The sequence below is a fragment of the Cupriavidus sp. P-10 genome (assembly GCF_003402535.2).
Taxonomy (GTDB): Bacteria; Pseudomonadota; Gammaproteobacteria; order Burkholderiales; family Burkholderiaceae; genus Cupriavidus.
On the sequence record NZ_AP025172.1, the window covers coordinates 1523832 to 1546233 of the forward strand.

The window sequence follows — 22402 nt, forward strand, 5'->3', positions numbered from 1 at the left end:
CCATGGAAGCCACTATTGCGGCCGCCAGGCGCCAGCTCGCCGACGGCAGCGCCAACGCGCTGTCCCTGCTGGCCTCGTGTGTCGAACGTATCCGCAATCCCGACGGCGAAGGCGCGCGCGCCTTCCCTCACGGTGTCAGCATGGCCGCCCACATGCAGGCCCAGGCCAGCGACATGCTACGTGAGCAGGGCGTGGCCGGCGTCCTGGCCGGGATACCGGTGTCGGTCAAGGACCTGTTCGACGTGCAGGGCGACGTGACCCGCGCCGGCGCGAAGGTGCTGCCCGAGCGCCCCGCCAGCGCCGATGCCCCGGCGATTGCGCGGCTGCGCGCCGCGGGCGCCGTCTTTGTGGGGCGCACCAACATGACCGAGTTTGCCTACTCGGGGGTTGGCATCAACCCCCACTATGGCACGCCGCGCAACCCGTTCGACCGGCAGGGCGGCCGCATTCCGGGCGGCTCGTCGTCCGGCGCTGCGGTGTCGGTGACCGACGGCATGGCGCTGGCCGCGATCGGCTCGGACACCGGCGGCTCCTGCCGCATCCCGGCGGCGCTGTGCGGCATCGTCGGCTTCAAGCCCACTGCCAGCCGGGTGCCGCTGCAAGGCACGGTTCCGCTGTCGCCCAGCTATGACTCGATTGGCTGCCTGGCCAACACCGTGGAATGCTGTGCGGCAGTGGATGCGGTGATGGCCGGCGAGGCACCGCCCACGGCTCCCCTGCCGCTTGCCGGGCTCCGCCTGGCGGTACCCACCGGCCTGGTGCTGGAGGGCATGTCGGACGAAGTGGCCGAGGTCTTCAGCCGCACGCTGCGCCGGCTGTCGGCGGCAGGCGCGCTGCTGCAGGATGTGAGCTTCGAGAGCTGGAACCAGTTGGCCGAACTTGGCGCCAACGGGGGGCTTGTGGCTGCCGAGGCCAGCGCCTGGCACCAACAACTGCTTGCCGAGCATGCGAATCGATACGACCCGCGCGTGCTGTCGCGCATCCGGCTGGCCGACGAACAACGTGCCGCTGACTACCTGCGCATGCAACAACGCCGTCGTGAGCTGTGCCGGCAGGCCGACGTCGAGCTGGCAGCCTTCGATGCCGTAGCTTTGCCTACGGTGCCAATCGTGGCGCCTTGCATCGAAGCGTTGGGTGACGACGAATCTTTCTTTTCCACAAACCGATTGCTACTGCGCAACCCGTCTATCGCCAACATGCTGGACCTCTGTGCACTGTCGCTCCCCTGCCATCGCCTCGCCGACGCACCGGTGGGCCTGATGCTGTTTGGGCGACACCTGTCCGACCGGAGGCTGTTGGCTATCGGGATGGGCATCGAGGCGGTATTGCGGCGCGAACGTCGGTAGGGACCGAGCAAGGCCCGACATTGGATACCAGGCGCCCGTAGCCGGCGCGATCACCAACCAAGAGGAACAATCATGAAGACACTCATCTTTGACATCGAAAGCAACCACGGAAAGCAGCAGCGCGCCCTGGCCATCAGCCAGCTTGTCGTGGCGGGCTGGACTGGCCGCGACGTGAACGCGATGGAAGCGCACATCAAGGAGCTGGAAGAACTGGGCGTGAAGCGCCCCCCTTACACCCCAGTCTTCTATCGCGTCGCGGCACAACGACTTGGCCCGGCCTCTGAAATCCAGGTGAGCGGCGAGGCCAGCAGTGGCGAAGCTGAGTTCTTGCTGGTGAGCGACGGCCACGAGATCCTCGTCGGCATTGCCTCAGACCATACCGACCGCGAAGCCGAAACCTATGGCATCACGGTTTCCAAGCAAATGTGTGAGAAGCCCTGCGCGTCGACCCTGTGGCGCTTATCTGAAGTCGAGGACCATTGGGACCAGTTGGTCCTGCGATCCTATGCCACCATCGACGGCGAGCGGGTGCTGTACCAAGAGGGTCCCGTGACAGCCATGCGCTCGCCGGCTGACCTGCTAGAGCGGTTCGCCAGCCATGGCGGTGCATTTGGCGAAGGCACCGCCATGCTGTGCGGCACATTGCCCGCGATTGGTGGAATTCGTCCTGCCGAGCGCTTCGACATCGAACTGGACGACCCGGTTCTGCAGCGCACACTGCGCCATACGTACGCTGTTGCAACGTTGCCCATTGCCGGGTAAGCGCGCCGCGAGGTCGATTCCTTCGATAGCTGCGACCGAACGACACCATGCTTCACCAGCTGGCCTCGAGATCAAACCCACGGGCAAATCCATCCGGAACCACCGTTTGATACGAGGTCAGCTTGCCCACCTGGCAAGCTGCCGTATTGAGGCACTGCAACCAGCGCATAAGCGGAGCCACACGTCCACTGCTTCCTGGAAACCATCAAGGCCGGCCGTCGAAGTCAGGAAGAACCATTCTCGCCGCTAGTTATGGTTCCTTCGTGCCTGCAGATGCTCCAGGTCGATCGCGGCGCGATCGCCATTGGCGACGAGCCGGTCTATGACGGAACACAGTACCTTGAATTCAGAAAGGGAAACGCCGTAAAACAGCACATCATTGATCCGTTGCTGAACCGGCAACAACTCGTTCAAGAGCCTATCTCCCGCAATCGTAACGGTCAGGCACATCTTGCGCCTATCTTCCGCGTGAGCTGTCTTGTCGATGAGTCCGAGCTTCTTCAGCTTTCCCGTCTCGATGGTGATAAACGCCCCGCTGAGATGCAGATGGTCGGCGAGTTGGTTCACGGTCACCTCACCCAGTTCGGATAGCGTCGAGATAGAGCGGATCATCGAATACTGGGCGCCAGTCAGGCTGATCAGGCTGCCAAAGCCATCCCGCACCGAAAGCAGCCGGGCTGCAAACGGCAGCAGACCATTTACCAGATGACGGAACTCTCGATCTGAGCCATCCACCAGGCAGACGGGATGCGTTACTGTCCAAGGTGTGATTGCAGTCTTTGTTTCCATTGGGGGGCACCTCAGTTTGCCGCGTTAGCAGACCATGGTCAAAGTAGGGAAATCGTGCAGGCATTCGGGCCAGTGACGGCTCTGAGCTGGATCGAGCTGCTCACGCCCACAGGAACATCCATCCAGCCTCGGACACGTCCGGGTTGCCAGATTAGCGGGCAAAAAAAGCCGCGACGGGCGGGTACCGGCGCGGCTTAAAGGTGACCAACCCGCGTCGCGTCATCTGGAAGCTACCGGGCAGACGGGCTTGTTCGGACTGGATGCGCTATTGATGCAGGACCGCAACCCGGGATTGCTCGCCTCGATCAGATCGCCTGGGCGTGTCGCAAGCCCACGCGGTACGCAATCTCGTTGTTGTAGGCGTCCGACATCAGCAGGTGCGGATAGTGGCCGCCGGCGGGCAGCCGGACCTGGCGCGCGTCGGGATAGGCGCTAACCAGTTCCCGCCATGTCTCCGCGCTGATGACCTTGTCGTCTTCGCACCATAGGATAGTGACTCGGTCTGCCGGCAGGTTCAGTGCGCGCGTGGGCTCGGCGAGCGAAATTGTCCGCGAACGACCATCAAGTTCCGCCGCGGATTGCCGCTTACCAACCGCTTCGAGCAGAAAATCTCTCAACTCCAGGTCAGGCAACGCCTGCACGAAATCAAGCCATTCCGCCTTGACGCCATCAGGTTCATGCGAGGCAAGGAAAGAAGGACTGAACATTCTCAGAAAGCGCAATCGCGATGGATCAATGAATGTATTGCCAAGCATGAGGCTTTTCACTCGTGCCGTGTCGTTGCGCAGAAGCACCTGGAGCCAGTATCCTCCGAGCGAGGATCCGACAAAGTGAGCGGTATCGATACCCAGCTCTCCGAGAAGCGCGTGGAAGCTTGCAGTCATTGCTTCCGGGTCGCACTCCCCTGGGTAGCCAAGGATCACGACGCGACAGTGCTCCGAGAACTTCAGCAACTGCTTGTAGAAGATCTCAACGGTCCCCAAAGTTCCCGGCAAGAAGACAAGCGTCTCACTGCCCTGGCCAGCTTCAAGCACCGACCAGGACAGATCCCGGGCGACAACGGTTCTCGAACGGGACCGACCGCGCAAGGCTTCCGTCACGTTCCACGGTCTCTCGGCGTTCGCGTCCAACAGCGTATGTGAATTCATGGCTTTGCCGTCTCGGACTCAGAGATCAAGGACCAGTCGACCGCTCAAAGACCGCGAGCAGCACGGCGTGATGCACTGGCTCGCTGCGCCCTTCTCTTCATCAGTCTGAAACATGTCTCGATGGTCGGGCGACCCTTCAATGACACGGGTCAGACAAGTGCCACATACGCCCTGCTCGCAGGAGATCGGAACAACAACGCCAACACGCGCCAGGGCCTGGACGATCGTTTCCTCTTTAGAAACGACGACCTCCGCCTGGCTCCGAGCCGCAACCACAACAAACGACTCACCCGTGACATCTACGTTGGCACTAAAGCGCTCGACATGCACTTGTGGCGTCGCCCACCCTGCAGCCTCCGCGCCGTCCACGACGTGATTGATAAAGCCCTCCGGCCCGCAAATATAGAGATGCGTGTCAGCATCCACGTCCGGCAGGCAATCCGCTAATACGAATCGCTGGTCTGGGGTGCCGTCATCCAAATGGAGATGGAAATCATTGCCAAGATTCAGCGCATTGATCTCGTCCAGGAAAGCTGCCTTGTCCAATCCTCTGCAGCAATAATGAAGCGAAAACGCTTGCCCCAGGGCGGCCAGTTCGCGCGCCATGGACAAGATTGGGGTGATGCCGATTCCTCCGGCGAAGAGGATCGACCTCTTCGCCGAAGTCAGCAGCGGGAAGTTGCAGCGCGGGGCTCCAATGCGGACCGAGCGCCCTACCTGAAAGTCTGCATGGATCGCTTTCGATCCGCCCCGGGACTTTGCATCCAGCAACACGCCGATCACATAGTGACCGCGCTCGCCAGGATGGTTTACCAACGAATATTGTCTGACAAGGCCCGAGTCGACATGGACGTCGATGTGGGAACCAGCGACAAACTCGGGAAGCTGTGCGCCGTCCGGCGACGCCAGCGTAATACGAACGATATCGCTCGCTGCCCGCTCCCTGGCGATGACGGACACCTGCAAACTGTTGGTAGTCATCGTATCTCCTCGCGCTCTCTACCCTTAGCCAAAACGAACCACTCTCTTCACGACGCCTTCCTCGTATCCCCGACCAGTTCCTGACTTGCCTCATTGGCTTCACGCTCTTGCTGCAACAAGCGATCCAGGACGCGGCGATACCGCATCGGACCTGCGTCGATCGCGAGCAGGGTCGGGTTCAGAGGGGTTGGCGATTCATCCATGCGGCGCTGCTGCGCTTCGATGATGGGGGCATCCTGCTCGGCGAATGCGAAGGTCCGGAGTTTGCCGATTTTTTCCCGGATTTCCTCGTTCGACTCCTTCCCTTCCGTGATCACGTTCCACCGCACAGCGCTGTAGCGATAGTGCGTCGAACGCTCCGTTTCCGGAGTCAGCAGATGCAGGGCGAAATAGCCCGTTCCTTTCTCCTTCGGCTCGCCCACCTTGCTGACCCCGTATTCCAGAATGAGGTTGGACGGGGCATACCAGGAGATCGTGCTCCACTGGTCGCCGCGCTCGAAGCCGCTCAGCATTTTCAGCATGCCCGGCGTCTCCGCATCCTTGGACGGGCGGCTCACGACCACCACATCGCCGCTCTGCTCGACGGCGATGTTGGCGACGACCGTTCCGGCGGTGCCCAGGATGCCTTCGTGCACGTAAGTGGTATGCGAAAGATCCAAAAGGTTGTCGACGATGAGCTCGAAATGCGCTGCGATCTTCAGGTAACCCGGATTCGTGACGTGCTCTTCGGGACTCGTGTCGAGGCAGCCATAGTCCGGAATCGCGGCGGGATCTGCGACACGGTCACCCATCCAGATCCAGATGAAGCCATGCTTCTCGACGACGGGAAATGACCGTAGATGCGCCGCATTCGGGATGGTGCAGTTGCCATGCGGATTTTTGACACATGCGCCAGTCGCGCCAAATTCGAGCCCATGGTAGGGACACTGGACACGGTCGCCTGGCAAGAGCTTGCCCATGGACAGCGGCGCGAAACGGTGCGAACAACGGTCAAGGATCGCTGCAGCCGTGCCATCCTCTTTGCGGAAGAAAACCACGGGCTCGCACAGAATAGTCTGCGGTACAAGCTTGCCCTCCGGCAGTTCGTGGGCCCAAAGACCTACGTACCATGCGTTGCGCGGAAACCGATCCGCACCTTGCTTCATCGCGGCGGGGCCCTTCACTTGCGTAATCACTGCGGTCATCTCAAAGCTCCGAATCAATCTTCAGTGGATTGGGGAACGCCAGAACCGATGTCCCGGCGAGCGCCTGCCTCAGTACATGATGTGTCCGCCGTCAACGACGATGGTCTGCCCCGACACGAATCCCGAGAGATCCGAAACCAGATAGATTGCCGTCCCGACCAGATCGTCAGGACGCTGCTCACGCGACAGCGCACGAGCCTTGAGGAAAGATTGCTGCCACTCTGCCGGTCGATCCTTGGTAGCGTCGGTCAGCACGAAGCCCGGTGCAATACAGTTCACCCGCACACCATGCTGCCCGACTTCCTTGGCCAGCCCCTTGGTCATCGCCAATACGGCGCCCTTGCTCGACACGTACTGCAGATAACCCGGCTGACCGGCGATGGCGACCACGGAGGCGATGTTCACAATGGCGCCCCGGCGCTGCTCGCGCATAGCGGGCAGCACAGCCTTGCAGCATTGCCAGACGCCTTTCACGTTCACGGCAAAGATGCGGTCCCACTGAGCAGGATCAATCTCTTCGAAGCTGGTGAGTTTGACTTCGCGGAAGTAGGCGGCGTTGTTGACCAGTCCATCGATGGCGCCGAACTTCTCCAGTGCCGCTTTGGCCATATCCCGCACTGACTGCTCGTCGCTTACGTCTGTCCGAACGTAGAGCGCGTCGCAATTCATGCCTTTGAGGCCCTCCATGGTTTCATCCGCGGCGCCCATGTCTGCAACCACAACATTTGCCCCTTGCGAAGCGAGGCCATAGGCAAAGGCCTGCCCGATACCCGTCGCCGCGCCGGTGACAATGACGGTACGACCGTCCAAAAGATTCGCATTGCTCATGTCCAACCTCCTTAGTCGAAGTCTGATTTCTTCCGTGCCGTCGCTGAAGTGACACCATGTTCCTGACGGCTTTGAACAGTGACGGTCGTAGTGCTTCTTACGTATCACCAAGATATACTTAATAAAAATAGCTTGGTAACTTACGTAAAAATATAGCTAGTGCCTCGGCCACTGTCCATGGGAGAAACCCTAACTATCTGTGGTTGGCTGCCAGGCAGCTTGTGTGCACGAGTACAGCACTAGTGCTGTGCAGGCGTGCCTCGTACCGAGGCATGGGTACCAACACGGAACGGCTCTTCGCCAGGCGGAAGCGATGCTCACCTCTCAGTTGGCCGCCCTCTCGGGGGTGCCTTCGCGCAGGTGCAATCAGAAGAAGTGGCGAATCGCTGCCCGGATAAGGAGTTGGTTCCCATTCGACGAGACATTGGCCGCCCCGGGGACATATGCAACGTCAAGCACCGAACCGGTGGAATCCCCGCCGACGCGTTGGTAGATGGTCTGAATGTAGATATCAGTCCTCTTGGAAAAGGCATAATCAGCCATCATCCCGAACGAGTGGTACACAGGATGCTGCTTGCCTGCCGTTGAGTCGAAGCGACCGCGCGTGTAGGTGTACATGGCACCAAGCCAGAATGCCGAGGTGAACTTGTACTTTCCGTTGACCTCGAAGTTCTGGAACCGGAGAGACGATAGCGTACCGGTCGGCGGCACAATCGGCCCTACGTAGCCTGAACTCTGCGGATCATTGACGTTGGTGTTCGAGTAAGTAAATCCCACATCCACCACACCCGCTTCGTAAATGACCCCCGCGCCAAAGATTCGCAGCTTGCTGCCCAGGAGGTTCTGGTCACCACTGTTGTTGATGGCGCCATACGACGTCGACGATGGATTGTCGGCCTGCAGGTAGCCCGTCGAAACGAGGATGCTACCGGCCTTGTACTGCGCGCCGAAGCTGAACTGCCGATTCTTCGCAAAGTTCGTATCGTCGCTGAAGCTGTACGTCCCGCCGACTTTGAAGCCGCCCAGCGCGGGACTCGTGTATTTCACGGTGTTGTTGACGCGGAAAGTGTTGATCAGGTTGTCATTGTCGTACGGGTGAGCAAACGCATAGCCACCCCATGTCCCCCCGACCGACGTCTGCGCCAGGAAATCAACCACCGCGTCATACTGGCGGCCCAGCGTAATCGAGCCCAATGCCTGGTCCGAGAGGCCAATATACGCCTGACGTCCGAACAGCAGCCCGCCTTGAAACGCTCGGCCCGTATCCACGTCGAAGCCGTTCTCCAACTGGAACAAGGCCTTGACACCGCCGCCGAGGTCCTCCGTACCCTTCAGCCCCCAACGGCTACCGTGTGGAAAGCCACTCGCCATCTCGACTTGCCGGTGCCCGCCAACGTTGCTGGTGTAGTTGATACCCTCATCAAGCACGCCATACAGCGTCACCGTGCCCTGTGCGGACGCGGTACCGGACATCGCCACGAGGGCAGCCACCAGCGATAAGCGAACTTTCATGTCTCTCTCCTGAATCCTTGTCACGCTCGACCGTGGCAAGAAGGCGAGCGCGTGCCAGCTGGCCAGTCGAATCTGGCCAGGGTGACTTTTTTTAGTATTGAAATTGGGGCGCTGCCGCGGGCAGCGCCGGTGATGCCTACTGACTTTGCAAGCGCTCGTCCGGATGGGACTGTTTCGACGATGGCGATGGTCTCGTGCCCTGCCCTCGTGTAGCAAACCAGCAAAGAATGGAGCCTGCGCAAACCATGGCAGCCCCCTTCCAGAAGGCAAACGAGAGCGGTGCCTGGAGAAGCGCAGCCGCCAAGGCTGCGGACAACACGGGAATGAAGTACGAGGCGCCCGCAAGGATCGTCACGTTCCCGTGCAGAATGCCGACATTCCAGGCGGCGTAGCCAAATCCCATGGCTGCCGCCGCCAACGCGAGGTAGACGATCCCGTGATAGGTAACTTCTATCCCGCCGCTTTCTGTCGTGAAGTACTTCAGCCACAACGCCAGCGCCGTCAGCGCGAAGAACAGCGTGATGCCATTCTTGCCATTAGCCATCCTGGTGGTCACGGTGCAATAGGCCGCCCAGATCAGCGCACCTGAAAATGCCAGCCCATAGCTGAGGGGATTGGTCTTGATGTTCTCGACCATGCCAGCAACGTCCAGGCCCTGGTCTCCGCCCAGTACCAGGCAGATGCCGATAATCGCTACAGCGAAGCCTGGCACGATCAGCCAGTTGGACTTCTGTTTATTGAACGCAATGGCAGCCAGCATCGTGAAGCTCGGCCAGAGATAGTTGACCATTCCGACCTCGATGGCTTGCCGGCCGCTGTTTGCATAGCCGATAGACAGCGACAGGCAAAGCTCGTACGCAACGAAAAGGATGCTGCCCCAGAACAGATAGCGCCCGGTGAATTGCCGGACCTTTGTGAGTCCGACCGTGAAAGACAGCAATATGGCGCCGACCGTATAAATGAGAGCGGCACCGCCGGTAGCGCCGAAGCTTTCACTCACGCCACGAATCAAGCCGACAATCGAGCTCCATAGCAGAACTGCGATCAGCCCAATCAGCGTTGCTTTTCTCTTGCCTTGCATGACAGCACTTACGGTTGGTCATCGAACGAGAGCGGAGCAGCTGCTTGATCGACGAGGATAGTTGACGACTGATTAACGAGTTTCGACCAGTATTGCGCCCTGGTTGCCCAGCGTGGCGTCGAGGGCAGCGCCATGGCATTCGTCCATGGCGCCCTCCCCCGACGGCCGCTACCTGCTATGCCGGCACGTCGATCCAGATGGTTTTCATCTCGGTGTACTGGTCATGAGCCCAAATCGACTTGTCCCGCCCGCCGAATCCCGACTCCTTGTAGCCGCCAAAAGGCGTGGTGATATCGCCTTCCCCAAAACAGTTTACCGTTACAACGCCGGCGCGGATTTCCCGCGACAGTCGAATGGCACTGTTCAGGTTGCTCGTGTAGACCGAGGCAGCCAGGCCATAGACCGAATCATTCGCCAGCGCAATGGCTTCTTCAGTGCTGTCAAACGTCGTCACGGACAGGATCGGCCCGAAGATTTCCTCCCTGAACAGGCGACTATCCTTGCCCACGCCGTCCACCACCGTCGGCTCGACGAAGTTACCTGCTTGCGTACTTCCGCCAAATGCTACGGACAGTTTTTCGTCTGCAGCCTGTTCGATGTAGGAGCGAACCTTCTCGAAGTGCGCTTCACTTACCAGCGAACCAACGCGGAATTCCGGATCGATCGGGTTGCCCATCTTCCATTCGCGCATATGAACGCCAATTCGGGTCAACAGTTCGTCCTTGATATCGGCATGAACGATCAGACGCGAGGAAGCCGAGCAGTTTTCGCCCATGTTCCAGAACGCACCGTTGACGACATGCTGTGCCACGGCATCGATGTCCTCGATGTCCTTCATCACGACCGCGGGATTCTTCCCCCCGCATTCGAGGACAATGCGCTTCAGGTTCGATTCCGCGGCGTACTTGAGGAAGAGCCGCCCGGTGGCCGTCGAACCCGTAAAGCTGACCATGGAGACGTCCATGTGCATGCCCAGCGGCTCGCCTACTTCCTTGCCACCGCCTGGCAGGACGTTAAAGACCCCGGCCGGGACGCCGGCTTCATGGGCAAGCTCTGCCACCCGAAGGGCCGTCAACGTGGTTTCCTTGGCCGGTTTGACAACAACGGAGCATCCGGCCGCCAGGGACGGACCAATCTTCCAGGCGAGCATCAGCAGCGGAAAATTCCACGGCAGAACGAGACCGACCACGCCAATAGGTTCGCGCACGACCAGTGATAGCGCATTCGAGCCGACAGGCGCGGTGCTGTCATAGATCTTGTCGATGAGTTCGGCATGCCACCGGATGGTATGGATGGTCTCCGGGACGTCGGTGTTCTGGCACTCCCGGATCGGCTTGCCGCTGTCCAGGCTTTCCATGACCGCCAGTTCGTGCGCGTGCGCCTCGAGCAGGTCGGCGAACCGGAGCAGCACGCTCTTGCGCTCGCCTGGCGAGCGACGATGCCAGCGGCCATCCTCGAACGCGGCCTTGGCCTTCGCCACGGCGATATCGACGTCGCGCGCATCGCAGGCGGAGATTTCCGTGAGGACTTCTCCGGTTGCCGGATTGGTGGTCTGGAACGTTTTGCCAGACACCGAACGGACAAAGGCTCCGTCGACAAATGCCTGCGTCGGCAGTTTCAACTTTCCGGCCAGCGCGGCGTATTCGGCAGCAGTGAGAAGTTGTGCCATCAGACCTTCTCCCCGACGATCGCGGCGACTTGCCGCTTGAGTTCGACGACGATTGCCTGCAGCCGGCGCTTCTCGGCGTCATCGAGGTCCTGCAGCGGCGCCCTCACCCCGCCCGGGCGCAGGCCTGCCAGCGCGCAGCCATGCTTGATAGACTGCACAAACTTTCCACCTTCCAGGAAGTCCATCAACGGCATCAGGGCAGACATGATGCGGCGCCCCTTGTCGAAGTTCTTTTCAATCACGCATGCTTCGTACAGCGCGATATGTTCGCGAGGGATGAAGTTCGACCCTGCGCAAACCCAGCTTTGCGCGCCCCAGGCAAAGAACTCCAGAGCCTGGTCGTCCCAGCCGCACGAAATGCCGATGTCATGGAACTCGGTGGCGAGCATGTGCAGTTGCGACGCCTGGCCGGAGCTTTCCTTGATGGCCACAAAGTTCTTCGACGCCGACGTAACGGTACGGAAGTACTCGCGCCCCATCGACACGCCCATTCTCCCGGGGTAGTTGTAGAGCATGATGGGCAAACCCGCGGCTTTGTCGATAGCGAGTGCGTGGGCGGCATTCTCCGCTTCGGTAGGCAGCGCATAGGGCGGCGAGCCAACGAGAATGGCGTCGGCCTTGATGGCCCTGGCTGCGGTGGCGTATTGAATCGACTCTTCCGTACGCACAGCACCGGTCCCGACGATAAGTTGGGCCCGCGAACCGATGACCTCTTTGGCGTGCGCGGCGAGTGCCAGGCGCTCTTCCGTCGTGTGCGCATAGTACTCGCCAGTCGAGCCGGCGACGATGATGCCGTGCACGCCTGCCTCGATCAGCGATTCCAGCACTTCCGCGTAGGCTGTATGGTCGATATTGCCTTCCGAAGTCAGCGGCGCGATAGCCGGGGTGTAAATGCCTTGAAATTTCATGGTTGCTCCGTAAAACGGGAAATAGTGTGATGGGATGTTCGGACTAGCGGCTCAGAGATGCCGCTTCCTGAAGACTCAGCGAGCGGGTCTCGGGAGCAAGTGCCACGGACACGAGCAAGCCAACCAGCGTGACGCCTGCAGCGGCGTACATCGTGAAGCCGATGCCGTAGCTCTGCAGCGCGATGGGTACCAACCAGGTCCCGATGGCGGCGCCGATCCGGGACAGCGATGCCCCCAAACCTACGGCGGCAGAACGGATTTCAGTGGGGAAGAGTTCGTTGGGATAGACCAGTTGCAGCACCTGCGCTCCACCAATGATGACGGCGTAGGCACCGAACAGGACCAGCACGAGCATTTCCGTGCCATCGGAGAAAGCGCCGAGCCCCAGCAGTGCCAGACCCGACCACAGGAAGCTGTGGATCAGCATGCTGCGCCGGCCGATGACGTTGATTAGCTTCGTAGCGATATAGCAGCCGACAACGAAGAGCATGGTGATGGCGACAGATCCGTAGGAAGCCCATGCACCTTTGAGATTCAGTGCTGCCAGCACCGTCGGTGCGAATGCATACACCGCAAACACCGGAATCACGGAGCAGCTCCAGAAAACTGAAACGAAGAGCATGCGTTTGCCGTATCCGGAATGCAGCAGACTGAGAAGAGATACTTTCGTCTCGGCGGGCTGCTCGGGAAGGTTCTTCAGCGAGAACGCCGGCCCATAGACCTTCTTGATGACCCGTTCGGCCTCCGCGGTCCGGCCCTTGCTGATGAGCCAGCGCGGCGACTCGGGTGTACCGAGACGCAGCAGGAGCAGCACTACCCCAATGACCGCCGGACTGGCGAGCACCAGACGCCAGGCGTCGGTGCGACCGGTATCGAGAAGCGCATTACCGACAACGTAAGCCAATGCCGCCCCTGCGAACCACAGGATAGTCAGCATGGCCAGCCGAGGACCCCGATACTTCTTCGGCATGAACTCCACCAGCAGGGAGCCGGCGACGGGATATTCGAATCCGACGCCAATCCCAATCAGGAACCGGAGCGCGAAAAGCTCGATGCCGGAACTCGCCCAGAACTGCGCCAGCGAGCACAGGACGAAAATTGCCGGCCCGAAGAAATACAGCTTCTGGCGTCCAAGGCGACCGGTCAGAAGCCCGCCGAGAAAGCCACCGAAGAAGATGCCGATGAGCGCCGACGCCGCAATCATGCCCTGCCAGAAGCTTGTCAGCTCCAGGGCGGCAGCCAGCGGCACCATGGCGACACCAATGATGCTCAGCACGTAGCCATCCAGGACCCAGCCACCGCCTGAGCGCACGCAGAGCAACTGATGAAAAGCATTGAGAGGAACGTCCTCGACCGACTGATGATTCGCCACGCTTTGTCTCCTGCTAGTGCCCGGAAATCGCGTTGCGCGCGATTCCGAGTCTCGTCAATGAAATAACTGGTTATCCGGTTTCCGTGAACCGACTGCTATGCGGCTTGATTTCAGGCCTGGTCCTGGCAAGCCTGGTGCTAGACCTCCCTCCCCGCTCGATGCTGGCCGAGCCAAAGATTGGCGTTCACCCCCAGGGACAGGAGCGGCTCGGGAGGGTTCTTGTTAGGTTTCGGTGAGGCAAGCAGGAAGTCGATCAGCGGGTCTCGCTTCCCGGCCAGATGGTCAGCCAGCAGCTTGCCCGTTACGGTTCCGCGGGTGACCCCCAGACCGTTGCAGCAGAGCGCGCCATAGACATTCGGGGCTAGCTGGCCAAAGTGGCCCATGTGATTGCGCGACATCGCCAGCGAACCGCCCCACGTGTACTCGAATGCGACATCCGGCAGCATCGGAAAGCGCCGTTCAAATGAAGTCCGATGGCATTGGACAAACCGGTCCAGATACTCCTGTTTGCTGCGCCCGTCGCGATTGAAGCTGAAGCTGTTGCGGACCAGGATGCGGTTGTCGTGGGTGCGGCGCAGCGTCGTGCCGAACGGATCGGCAGGAATCAGCCCCCAGAATTCCTTCCCCCCCAGGCGCTCCTGCTCGGCCGTCGTCAGCGGACGGGTGAGGCTGGCGTAGGTAAAGATGGGCAGCATCGTGCCCTGCAGGAAGCCGAAGCGCTGGCCAAAAGCATTGTTTGCGAGCACCAGGGTGTCAGCGATGATGCGGCCATTCGCATGGGACAGAACGATCTTGTCGCCGTACTCCACGTCCGTGATGGGCGTGTGTTCGTACAGGCTGACATTCGGAGGCAGGCAGTTCGCCAGTCCTTTAACCAGCGCTGACGGCTGGACGAGCGCCGTTCCCGGCGTGAACAAGGCTTTCTTGTAGAACGAGATCCCGATGTGGTCGGGCAAGCCTGCGCCCTCGATCATTTCGTAGGGCTGACCCAGCTTGTCCAGGCCCCGGCGATACGCGTCCAATACCGCGATACCCCTGTCTTCGACCGCTGCCTGGTACTTGCCGGACGGCCGGAGATGGCAATCGATCTGGAATTCCTCAACCAGCGACTTCAGGATCTTCTGCCCAGTCAGATTGAGGCTCAGGCACTTCTGCGCAGTTGCGATATCGCCGATGTAGTCATCAGCCCCGATGTCGTGGGGCAGGTCAATCGCAAATCCTGCGTTTCGTCCGGACGCGCCATACCCGACTTCTTGCGCTTCCACCAGCACGATTTCGTCGTGCGGGAAGTTGAGGGCCAGTTGCCGGGCCGACGCGAGTCCCGTGAACCCTGCGCCGACCACCACCCATCGTGCCTTGGTCGTCCCGGTATGGGACGGCATGGGCTTGCGCGGAGGGCTCAAATGAAACCAGCCGCAGGTCGAATCGTCGGCTGGAAGGGCTGTAACTCGCATGGTCTATCGTCTCGCTCGGATCGCCTCGATGCTCGTAAGACATCCTGTCGGCGATGTGTCTATCATTTGTAGACAGAGAATAGTTCAACGATAGGCTAGCTCCTATCCGGGTTTACGCGCGTTATCTCGCGTCAAATAGTGCTGCATTAGCTACTAAATAGACGGATTGCTGGGGAATACGTGGGGAGGCAGATGGACAGGAACGGGCGCAAGCGCAGCCGTCGCCGCGGCTTGGGAGGCAAAAGCGGCGTATGAGTAGTCGCTTCGAACGTGAGCCAGGAGTTGGGCCCCCACGGAACGATCCCTGAATTTTTAATATACTGTCTACGATTGATAGACATTGGACCGCGAATGCCCAAGACCCGAGAACGCGCAGAAGCCGACCCGCAAACGGCGGATGGCTCTGTTGACCGTAAGACGCTTCTGAGCGAAACGCTGCGGCGACGCATTGTCAGCATGGAGCTGGCTCCCGGCGCCGTTGTGGACGAACTGGCACTAAGCGAAGAATTCGGGCTATCCAGGCCGCCGGTACGCGAACTCATGAGGCAGATGGCGGCCGAGGGATACATCGAACTAGAAGCCAATCGGGCTGCTCGCGTGTCCTCGATGAACCATCAGTCGCTGCGGAATTTCTTTCTCGCTGCACCGCTGATATACGTTGCGACAACGCAGCTTGCGGCCTCAAATGCCACGGCCAAGGAAATCGATGAGCTGAAAGCTATCCAGGCCAAGTTCCGTGAAGCGATCGAGAACAACGATGTCGACAATCGCGTCTTATTCAACGACCAGTTTCACCTGCAGATCGGGAAAATGGCGCACAACCCCTATCTGATGCCCAGCCTGCGCCGCGTTCTGATAGACCACGCCCGGCTGGGAAAGCTCTTCTACCGGCATCCAACTTCGGCAGACCTGCACCCGGAGATGAACAAGGCGGCGGACCAGCATGACGAAATCATCAGCGCCATCGAGCGACATGATGCCGGCGCTGCGGGGGAAATCGTGCGGGCTCATATGGATTTGTCGCGCCGACGAATGACTGAATATGTCGCACCGCCCGCCATGGACGTACCGTTGACGGCCTAGCTCAGAAGTAGTGCGCGGCAAATTCCGATGGTTCCAACTGGCACATGAAAGTGGCGCCCCTTCACGAACACAAGCTATATTCGGCGAAACACAATCGTGAGCGAGAATGGAACTCAGGCAATTGCGCTATTTCGTCGCCGTCGTAGAGTTGGGAAGCTTGTCCAAAGCCGCAGACGCAGTTCATATCTCGCAGTCGGCATTGAGTCTCCAGATCGCAAGACTGGAGGACGAACTTGACACACAACTCTTGAGCCGTAGTTCTCGCGGGGTGCTCCCCACCGAAGCCGGAATAGAATTCTGCCGGCGCGCGCGCGCAGTGCTGCAGCAGATCAGTCAAATGAAAGAGAAGGCGCCGCAAAGCGCCACCGGACTGCGAGGCACCGTGACCATTGGCCTGCCCGCAAGTGTCGCGCAAGCGATTTCGGTCGAGTTCATCAAGCGCGTCAAGGCGCTATACCCGGCTGTCACCCCCTGCATATTTGAATACCCAAGCTCGTACCTGGCTGAGCTTTTGGTTAACCATCGCCTGGACCAGGCACTCCTCTTCATGGAGGACCTGGCTCGAGGCATTGAGGCGATTCCGCTTTTGATCGAGGACTTCTACCTGGTTGGTATCCCAGTGGAGGATCCGAGCGAGGCACAGGCCCTCACACTCATCCAGGATCACCCGATGGTCATGCCAGCGCTACCGAATAATGTCAGGACAATCGTGGAGGACGCTTGCCGTGCCGCAGGCATCCGCCCGAATATTGTCGCCGAGGGTTCCAATCCACAGACATTGCTGAGACTGGTGAGGGCCGGAGTGGGAGGCACGGTGCTCCCGCTGTCGGCCCTGTTGCCAACCGACATCGAATGCACACCGGCAATTCATATCGATCCTCCCCTGTGCCGAAAGCTCGCCCTCTGCAGAGCAGTGGACGTACCTCAGGAACCGCTGCAACTTGCCATCCGCGACCTGGTAGTCGAGGTAATAGATAACCTCGTTGCGCGTGGCGACTGGCCCGGGGTCAGGCGATTTGCACCGTAAATGCCTCAGCGCCGCCGCTCGCCTGATCTGGCAGCGCCGAAGAGCCCTCATAGCCCAGGCACACGCCTGCGGAGCATAGGGATGTATAGTCTTCTGGCCCTACTCCGATTGTGCTCAGCAACTCCCTGGTGTGTTCGCCAAGGAACGGCGCGGCGGTGCGCGCAGGTTTATTCTCCCCATTGAAATGCAGCGGCAGGCCAATCGCCTGTGCGGTACCGCCATTGGCGTTATCGACGTCAATCACCATGCCAACCGCTCGTGTTTGTGCATGGTTCAAAGCTTCGTCGACCGTCTGCACGGGGCCAACCGGAACACCAGCGACTATGAATGCATGCTCCCACGCCGCACGGGTACGCATGGCAAGGACGCTGTTGAGCGCGCTCTCCAATGCGGCCCGATTCTCCAGGCGGGACTTCGGCGTCGCAAAGCGGACGTCATTTTCCCATTCCGGCCTCTCCAGAACCTTGCAAATCTTCCTCCAGTTCGTGTCGTTGCCTCCGCCTATGGCCAGGTCGCCATCGGCGCACCGATAGGTTTGGTAGGGAGCAATGATCGGATGCGCCGTGCCCAATCGCTCCGGTAGTTTCCCCGCCGAGAAAAACAGGGCAGCGTACCAATACAGTTGTTGCACGGATACCTGCAGGAGCGACGTCTGAACCCATTGACCCTCCCCTGTCCTTAGTCGGTGAACATACGCAGCGAGCGCGCCGAGGGCCGCCATGACGCCGGCATTGATGTCCGCGATGGGCACGCCTGGCTTAACTGGCGGCCGATCCGCCTCCCCCGTGACACTGATCAGGCCAGAAAACGCCTGCAGCACGAGGTCGAACCCTCCATGATCCGCCATGGGTCCTTTGGGCCCGTACCCGCTCACCGATACACAGATAAGCCGTGGATTTTCCTTGCGCAAGACATCCGGCCCCAAACCAAGACGTTGAAGCGTGCCAGGGCGGAAATTTTCCGTCAGGATGTCGGCGTCCTTCACCAGCCTGAGCAAGAGCATCCGCCCCTCTTCGGTACGGATGTCGATCGCGACGGATTTCTTGCCGCGGTTGATCATCTGAAAGGACGCCGGCATTTCGTTGGGCGTGCCGGAGTTATTGAAGGCCCGAGCGTCATCGCCACCCGAGATCTTTTCGATCTTGATGACTTCCGCACCCAGATCGGCCAGCATCAGGCCGCAGATTGGGCCAGCCATAATCTGGGATAACTCGAGAACCCGAACGCCCTCGAGTGGACGCTGCGCTGTCAAGTGAAGTTGATCCATCATGCACCCTTGAAGTTGGGAATGCGCTTCTCGGCCCAGGAAGCAAGCCCCTCGCGCAGATCCTGGCTCCCGAGGCTTAGCTCAAAGCCTCCGCGGGCAAACTCGTCGTCATACTCCTGGCGCGCCACTGCATTGAGTACCTGCTTCATACGCGCAGATACCGTAGGAGCCTGGGCGAGAATCTTGTCGACGAGTGTGTTCACCGCGTGATCCAGCCGGGCACTTTCATGTACCTCGTCGAGGTAGCCGATTGCCAGCATTTCGGCATGGCTGATGGTGCTCGAGGTCAGAAATAGCTTCTTGGCAGCGCCGAGCCCGAGTCGGCTTACCCAACGACGAAGGCCATGCGGATAGTAGTGAAGTCCCAGCTTGGCTGCTGGCATGAACATCTGGACGCCAATCCTGCCATAGCGGAAATCGCAGGACATAACGAGGTCTGTAGCTCCGCCGTAGACGGGCCCATTCACCTTTGCGATAGTGATCGGGCGAAGGCTCTCCAGTCGATCCGTGAGTGCCTCGAACTGTCGCGCTCCATCGCCGGAGCCACGCAGCACGCCGAGATGAAACCCTGAGCTGAAGGCCTTTTCGGAGCCGGAGAACACCACAACTCGTACCGCCGGATCCGCTTCGATGCGGTCAAAGTGTCGATTCAACTCGACAATGTCTTCCGGCTGGACTCGGTTGTGGACGTCCGGGCGGCGAAAGCAAATCTCCGCCCTGGGCCCGAGAATCTCCAACGACGGCAGGCTACCAGTCGACTCAACGTTCGCCTCAACGGCCATGGCACTAGCATTCGACATCACTATCCCCTTCCTGGTTTAGTTTGCCCGCAGTCCTGCACTGCGAACAAGTTGAGTCGATACGGCGTAGTCCGCATCGATGAAGGCTTTCACGGCTGTCGTTTCGATGGGATCAACCTCCCCGCCGAGCTCCGTAATCTTGCGCTTGACTTCCCTGTCGGCGAGGGCCTCACTGGTTGCCTTGTTGAGACGGTTGACCACCTCGGGTGACGTGCCCTTGGGGGCAAACAGTGCCAGCCAGGTCAGATGCTCGTACTCCGGCATCCCTGTCTCCGATGCAGCCGGAATGCTTTCCGCGCCTGGCCAACGGTGCTTTGATGTCACCGCGAGCGCTCTGACCTTGCCCGCCTTGATGAGGGGTCTGGCTGCAACCAGCGTGGCGACCGCGACCGGAATCTGGCCTCCGGCGACATCGCTCAATGAAGGCCCGGATCCTCGGTAAGGCGCGTGAACGAGCCTGATTCCCGCCGCACGCGCAAACAGCTCGCCTGCGATATGGCTTGGCGTTCCAATGCCTGCGCTGCCGTACGCTATCGTGTCCGGGCGAGCCTTTGCGGCGTCAATGAGCGCTTGCAGCGAAGTGTAGGGAGAGTTCGCTGGGACTACGATCACGGAGGGCCCGCGCATGAGGATGGCCACCGGCTTCAGATCATCGATCTTGTAGCCGGCATCCGCATAGAGGGTCGGGTTTATCGTATGATTGTTCGACGAAACCAGCAGCGACGCACCGTCAGGAGCAGAGCGCGCAATGGTTTGCGTTGCGAGATTCCCTCCCGCTCCAGGCTTGTTCTCTACGATCACTGGCCGTCCCAATTGTCCGGTCAGCTTTGCCGCCACCAACCTGGCAACGGCATCCCCACTACCCCCCGGTGCAACGATCACCACCAGCTTCATTGGCGTGTCATGCGCATCCGCACGTGCCCCATGCATAGTTGTCGCCAGCAGGATGCTGGTGATCGTGGAGGCGAGGCTCCGGCAGAATCGAGTACGGTGCATGTTGTCTCCTGACTATCTGGCTCTAACGGCCCGATGAGTGACTACTCTATGAATGCCGCACGTTTTCCACAATTAGCGATTCAAGCTGCCGGTATCTCGAAAACTCATGGCTTCAGATCAGGGCGGTCCTGGCCCGCCACGCTTCGTCGAATTCAGCAGACGAGCGTCCAGGGATTGATTCAGCGTCCCGATCACAGCCTCGCCCACCCGAGGCGAACGCACGCCCGTATGCAGGTAGCAAATGCCGGGAAAGGTCGGGCCTTCGGGGGGGAATGAGCAGCTGAGCGGGGCGCCGCTTGGTGCGCGTGGCTGGAACGCGTGCCAGACCTCGGTCTGAAGGCGATCGGTTCAGACCGGTTACGTCCTGGAACTAGAAGCCTGGGTCGATTTCAGTCTTCGACAGGAGAATGCCGTCGGCGTCGCAATAGGCGTAGAAGCCCGGCGTGAAAACGATTCCGGCAATAGTGAGGGCGATGTTGCACTGTCCGCCGCCCTGAAAGCCCCCCCGGATCGGGACGGCGCCCATTGCCAGGACACCGAAATCCATACCCGCGAGTGCTTCACAATCCCGGATCGCGCCATTGACTATGACGCCGGTCCATCCATTGTTCAGTCCCAGTTGGGCCATCTTGTCGCCCAGGACCGCAACCCTGCGAGAGCCGCCCGCGTCAACCACGAGCACCTTGCCGTGGCCCGGCTCCGCGAGGCGAGACCGAAGCAGCTTGGCATCCTCGAAGCACTGGAGGGTTTCGATTCTTCCGTAGAATCCGGCCCTCCCTCCATAGCTTGAGAAGGGACTCTCGAAGCCGCATACGAGGTCCGGATACTGGTCCGCCATGTCGCTTGTGAATGATGAGCTGACTTGCTTCATGGTTGGGTAGGGCTTGTCGAAGGCTATGCGACGGAGTGTAGTGCCCCCTCTGGTCGATCGAAGAGTGCTAAATCGACGGATCGGCTATCTCACTCTGGCATATCGTCCCCAGGTGGTGTGCGAAGCGCCTCGATAACCGTGGAAATCACACCCAGCCGCGGCCGCTTTATGGGGCACAAGAAAAGTGCCGGATCATGACCGACTTCAGAACGAGCAGACGCAAATGCAGCTTCAGTATGCGCGCGACGTGCGCATTCGGAATAGTGTGCGCTCCGATATCTATACTGCGAGGCTCGCCTCTGCGTTTTGAAGACTGACAGCGTTAGTTTGCCCGCGTCGAGCCATTCGACGACCGAGGTCCGTCGTCAATGCGGCGTGAGCAGTCCGCGCACGTCGAGTTGCCCAAGCACGTGGCTGACCACGGCATCGCAGCGAGACCCTGCGAACTGGAAGGTCCCGTGCAGGTAGGGCGCCGCCTGCTCGGCAAGGATGGCGCGCAGCATCATGCGCGCGCGCAGGAAGCGGGTCTTCACCACGTCGCCGCTCACGCCAAGGCAGAATGCCGCTTCGTCGACGCTCATGTCCTCGACCGCGCGCAGCATGAATACACTGCGGTACATCGCTGGCAGCCGCTCGATCGCGGCTTGCAGGATGTCGCGCATCTGGCCGCGTTCTGCCATCGCGTCGGGTCGTTCGCTGTCTGCGCTGCCCATTGCCATCAGTGTCTCCTGCCAGGAATCCGCGCCTTCTTCTTCACTCTGTTTCATCGGCACGAAACGCCCCCTGGTGCGCTGAGCGCTCAACGCCGTGTTGATGGCGATGCGCACCAGCCAGGTGCTCAAAGCGGCGTCGCCCCGAAACGTGTCCAGGCTGGTGAATGCCCGCAGGTAGGTCTCCTGGACGATGTCCTGGGCTTCGGCGTCGTCCGCCACCACGCCGCGCGCCGCACGGAACAGAAGGCGATTGTTGAGGCGCATGATGACCGCGAACGCGTCGGCGCTTCCCGCCCGCGCACTTGCCACCAGGTCGGCATCGGGCCGGGGATCGGCCATTAGCGGCGGGGGACGCAGGTCGATCCGGTCATTTGGCATCGTGGGGTTCCTCCTCCCTTCCCGTTCCTTCTTGTCGTGGCTATTGCGCCGCTTCCCTGTCCGCTTCGCATACGTTCCGCGTCCATTAGACGCATGGAGCCGCGCAAAGGTGACAGGCAAGGCCACCCTGTCTTTGACAATAGTCCGCTGCCTGCCTTTCGACACGCTCGCCCGGTGCGGCTTGTCACCTTCGCGCTGGCTCCTGCGTCTAATGACAGTGAGCCGCTGCCCGG

The 22402-nt window shown here is 60.3% G+C and carries 20 protein-coding genes; 4 read left to right on the forward strand and 16 right to left on the reverse strand.

Annotation, left to right across the window (positions count from 1 at the left end; all coding sequences use genetic code 11):
* Positions 1–2 precede the first annotated feature (2 nt).
* Entirely contained in the window at positions 3–1346 is a 1344-nt protein-coding gene (locus CTP10_RS37040; protein ID WP_116318281.1) for an amidase, read from the forward strand.
* Between the two features lie 72 nt (positions 1347–1418).
* Positions 1419–2108, forward strand: coding sequence for a DUF2848 domain-containing protein (locus tag CTP10_RS37045; protein ID WP_116318282.1), 690 nt, complete (start codon positions 1419–1421; stop codon positions 2106–2108).
* Positions 2109–2354: 246 nt separating this feature from the next.
* Here the strand turns inward: CTP10_RS37045 and CTP10_RS37050 are convergent, their stop codons facing one another.
* The 11 genes from CTP10_RS37050 to CTP10_RS37100 all read right to left on the reverse strand — a co-directional run bounded on the left by CTP10_RS37050 (position 2355) and on the right by CTP10_RS37100 (position 15034).
* Entirely contained in the window at positions 2355–2897 is a 543-nt protein-coding gene (locus CTP10_RS37050; protein ID WP_116318283.1) for a MarR family winged helix-turn-helix transcriptional regulator, read from the reverse strand.
* Positions 2898–3202: 305 nt separating this feature from the next.
* Positions 3203–4045, reverse strand: a complete 843-nt coding sequence (locus CTP10_RS37055; RefSeq protein ID WP_116318284.1) for an alpha/beta fold hydrolase — start codon at positions 4043–4045, stop codon at positions 3203–3205.
* Positions 4046–4063: 18 nt separating this feature from the next.
* Complete coding sequence (locus tag CTP10_RS37060; RefSeq protein WP_116318285.1) at positions 4064–5026, reverse strand: PDR/VanB family oxidoreductase; 963 nt, start codon at positions 5024–5026, stop codon at positions 4064–4066.
* A gap of 47 nt (positions 5027–5073) precedes the next feature.
* A complete protein-coding gene (locus tag CTP10_RS37065) occupies positions 5074–6210 on the reverse strand; it encodes an aromatic ring-hydroxylating dioxygenase subunit alpha (protein ID WP_116318286.1) in 1137 nt (378 codons plus the stop codon).
* Positions 6211–6279: 69 nt separating this feature from the next.
* Positions 6280–7038: an SDR family NAD(P)-dependent oxidoreductase gene (locus CTP10_RS37070; protein ID WP_116318287.1), complete on the reverse strand. Its 759-nt coding sequence runs from the start codon at positions 7036–7038 to the stop codon at positions 6280–6282.
* 366 nt (positions 7039–7404) lie between these two features.
* Entirely contained in the window at positions 7405–8550 is a 1146-nt protein-coding gene (locus tag CTP10_RS37075; RefSeq protein WP_116318288.1) for a porin, read from the reverse strand.
* A 136-nt stretch (positions 8551–8686) separates the two neighbouring features.
* A complete protein-coding gene (gene yddG, locus CTP10_RS37080) occupies positions 8687–9631 on the reverse strand; it encodes an aromatic amino acid DMT transporter YddG (protein ID WP_116318289.1) in 945 nt (314 codons plus the stop codon).
* A gap of 175 nt (positions 9632–9806) precedes the next feature.
* Positions 9807–11300 (reverse strand): aldehyde dehydrogenase, encoded by a 1494-nt coding sequence (locus tag CTP10_RS37085; protein WP_116318290.1) that lies wholly within the window; start codon positions 11298–11300, stop codon positions 9807–9809.
* Entirely contained in the window at positions 11300–12208 is a 909-nt protein-coding gene (locus CTP10_RS37090; protein WP_116318291.1) for a dihydrodipicolinate synthase family protein, read from the reverse strand. The genes CTP10_RS37085 and CTP10_RS37090 overlap by 1 nt, the downstream gene beginning before the upstream one ends.
* A 43-nt stretch (positions 12209–12251) precedes the next feature.
* Positions 12252–13580 carry an MFS transporter gene (locus CTP10_RS37095; protein WP_116318292.1) on the reverse strand — a complete coding sequence of 443 codons (1329 nt, stop codon included), beginning with the start codon at positions 13578–13580 and terminating at the stop codon, positions 12252–12254.
* 137 nt (positions 13581–13717) lie between these two features.
* Positions 13718–15034 (reverse strand): NAD(P)/FAD-dependent oxidoreductase, encoded by a 1317-nt coding sequence (locus tag CTP10_RS37100; RefSeq protein ID WP_116318293.1) that lies wholly within the window; start codon positions 15032–15034, stop codon positions 13718–13720.
* A gap of 351 nt (positions 15035–15385) precedes the next feature.
* On the opposite strand from CTP10_RS37100, the gene CTP10_RS37105 reads away from it, so the two are divergent.
* On the forward strand, positions 15386–16117 hold the full coding sequence (locus tag CTP10_RS37105) for a GntR family transcriptional regulator (RefSeq protein WP_116318294.1): 732 nt from the start codon (positions 15386–15388) through the stop codon (positions 16115–16117).
* Between the two features lie 106 nt (positions 16118–16223).
* On the forward strand, positions 16224–17144 hold the full coding sequence (locus tag CTP10_RS37110) for a LysR substrate-binding domain-containing protein (protein WP_116318295.1): 921 nt from the start codon (positions 16224–16226) through the stop codon (positions 17142–17144).
* On the opposite strand, the gene CTP10_RS37115 is transcribed toward CTP10_RS37110, so the two are convergent.
* From CTP10_RS37115 to CTP10_RS37135, 5 genes are all read right to left on the reverse strand, one after another.
* Positions 17125–18318: a CaiB/BaiF CoA transferase family protein gene (locus CTP10_RS37115; protein WP_233527994.1), complete on the reverse strand. Its 1194-nt coding sequence runs from the start codon at positions 18316–18318 to the stop codon at positions 17125–17127. The two genes, CTP10_RS37110 and CTP10_RS37115, sit on opposite strands and share 20 nt — an antisense overlap.
* A 92-nt stretch (positions 18319–18410) precedes the next feature.
* Positions 18411–19211 (reverse strand): enoyl-CoA hydratase/isomerase family protein, encoded by an 801-nt coding sequence (locus CTP10_RS37120; protein WP_116318297.1) that lies wholly within the window; start codon positions 19209–19211, stop codon positions 18411–18413.
* A gap of 18 nt (positions 19212–19229) precedes the next feature.
* Positions 19230–20207, reverse strand: a complete 978-nt coding sequence (locus CTP10_RS37125) for a Bug family tripartite tricarboxylate transporter substrate binding protein (protein ID WP_116318298.1) — start codon at positions 20205–20207, stop codon at positions 19230–19232.
* Positions 20208–20577: 370 nt separating this feature from the next.
* On the reverse strand, positions 20578–21078 hold the full coding sequence (gene rraA / locus CTP10_RS37130; protein WP_116318299.1) for a ribonuclease E activity regulator RraA: 501 nt from the start codon (positions 21076–21078) through the stop codon (positions 20578–20580).
* Positions 21079–21443: 365 nt separating this feature from the next.
* The gene (locus tag CTP10_RS37135) at positions 21444–22289 is read right to left on the reverse strand and encodes an RNA polymerase sigma factor (protein ID WP_334223331.1); all 846 of its coding nucleotides are present in this window, start codon (positions 22287–22289) and stop codon (positions 21444–21446) included.
* Positions 22290–22402 lie beyond the last annotated feature (113 nt).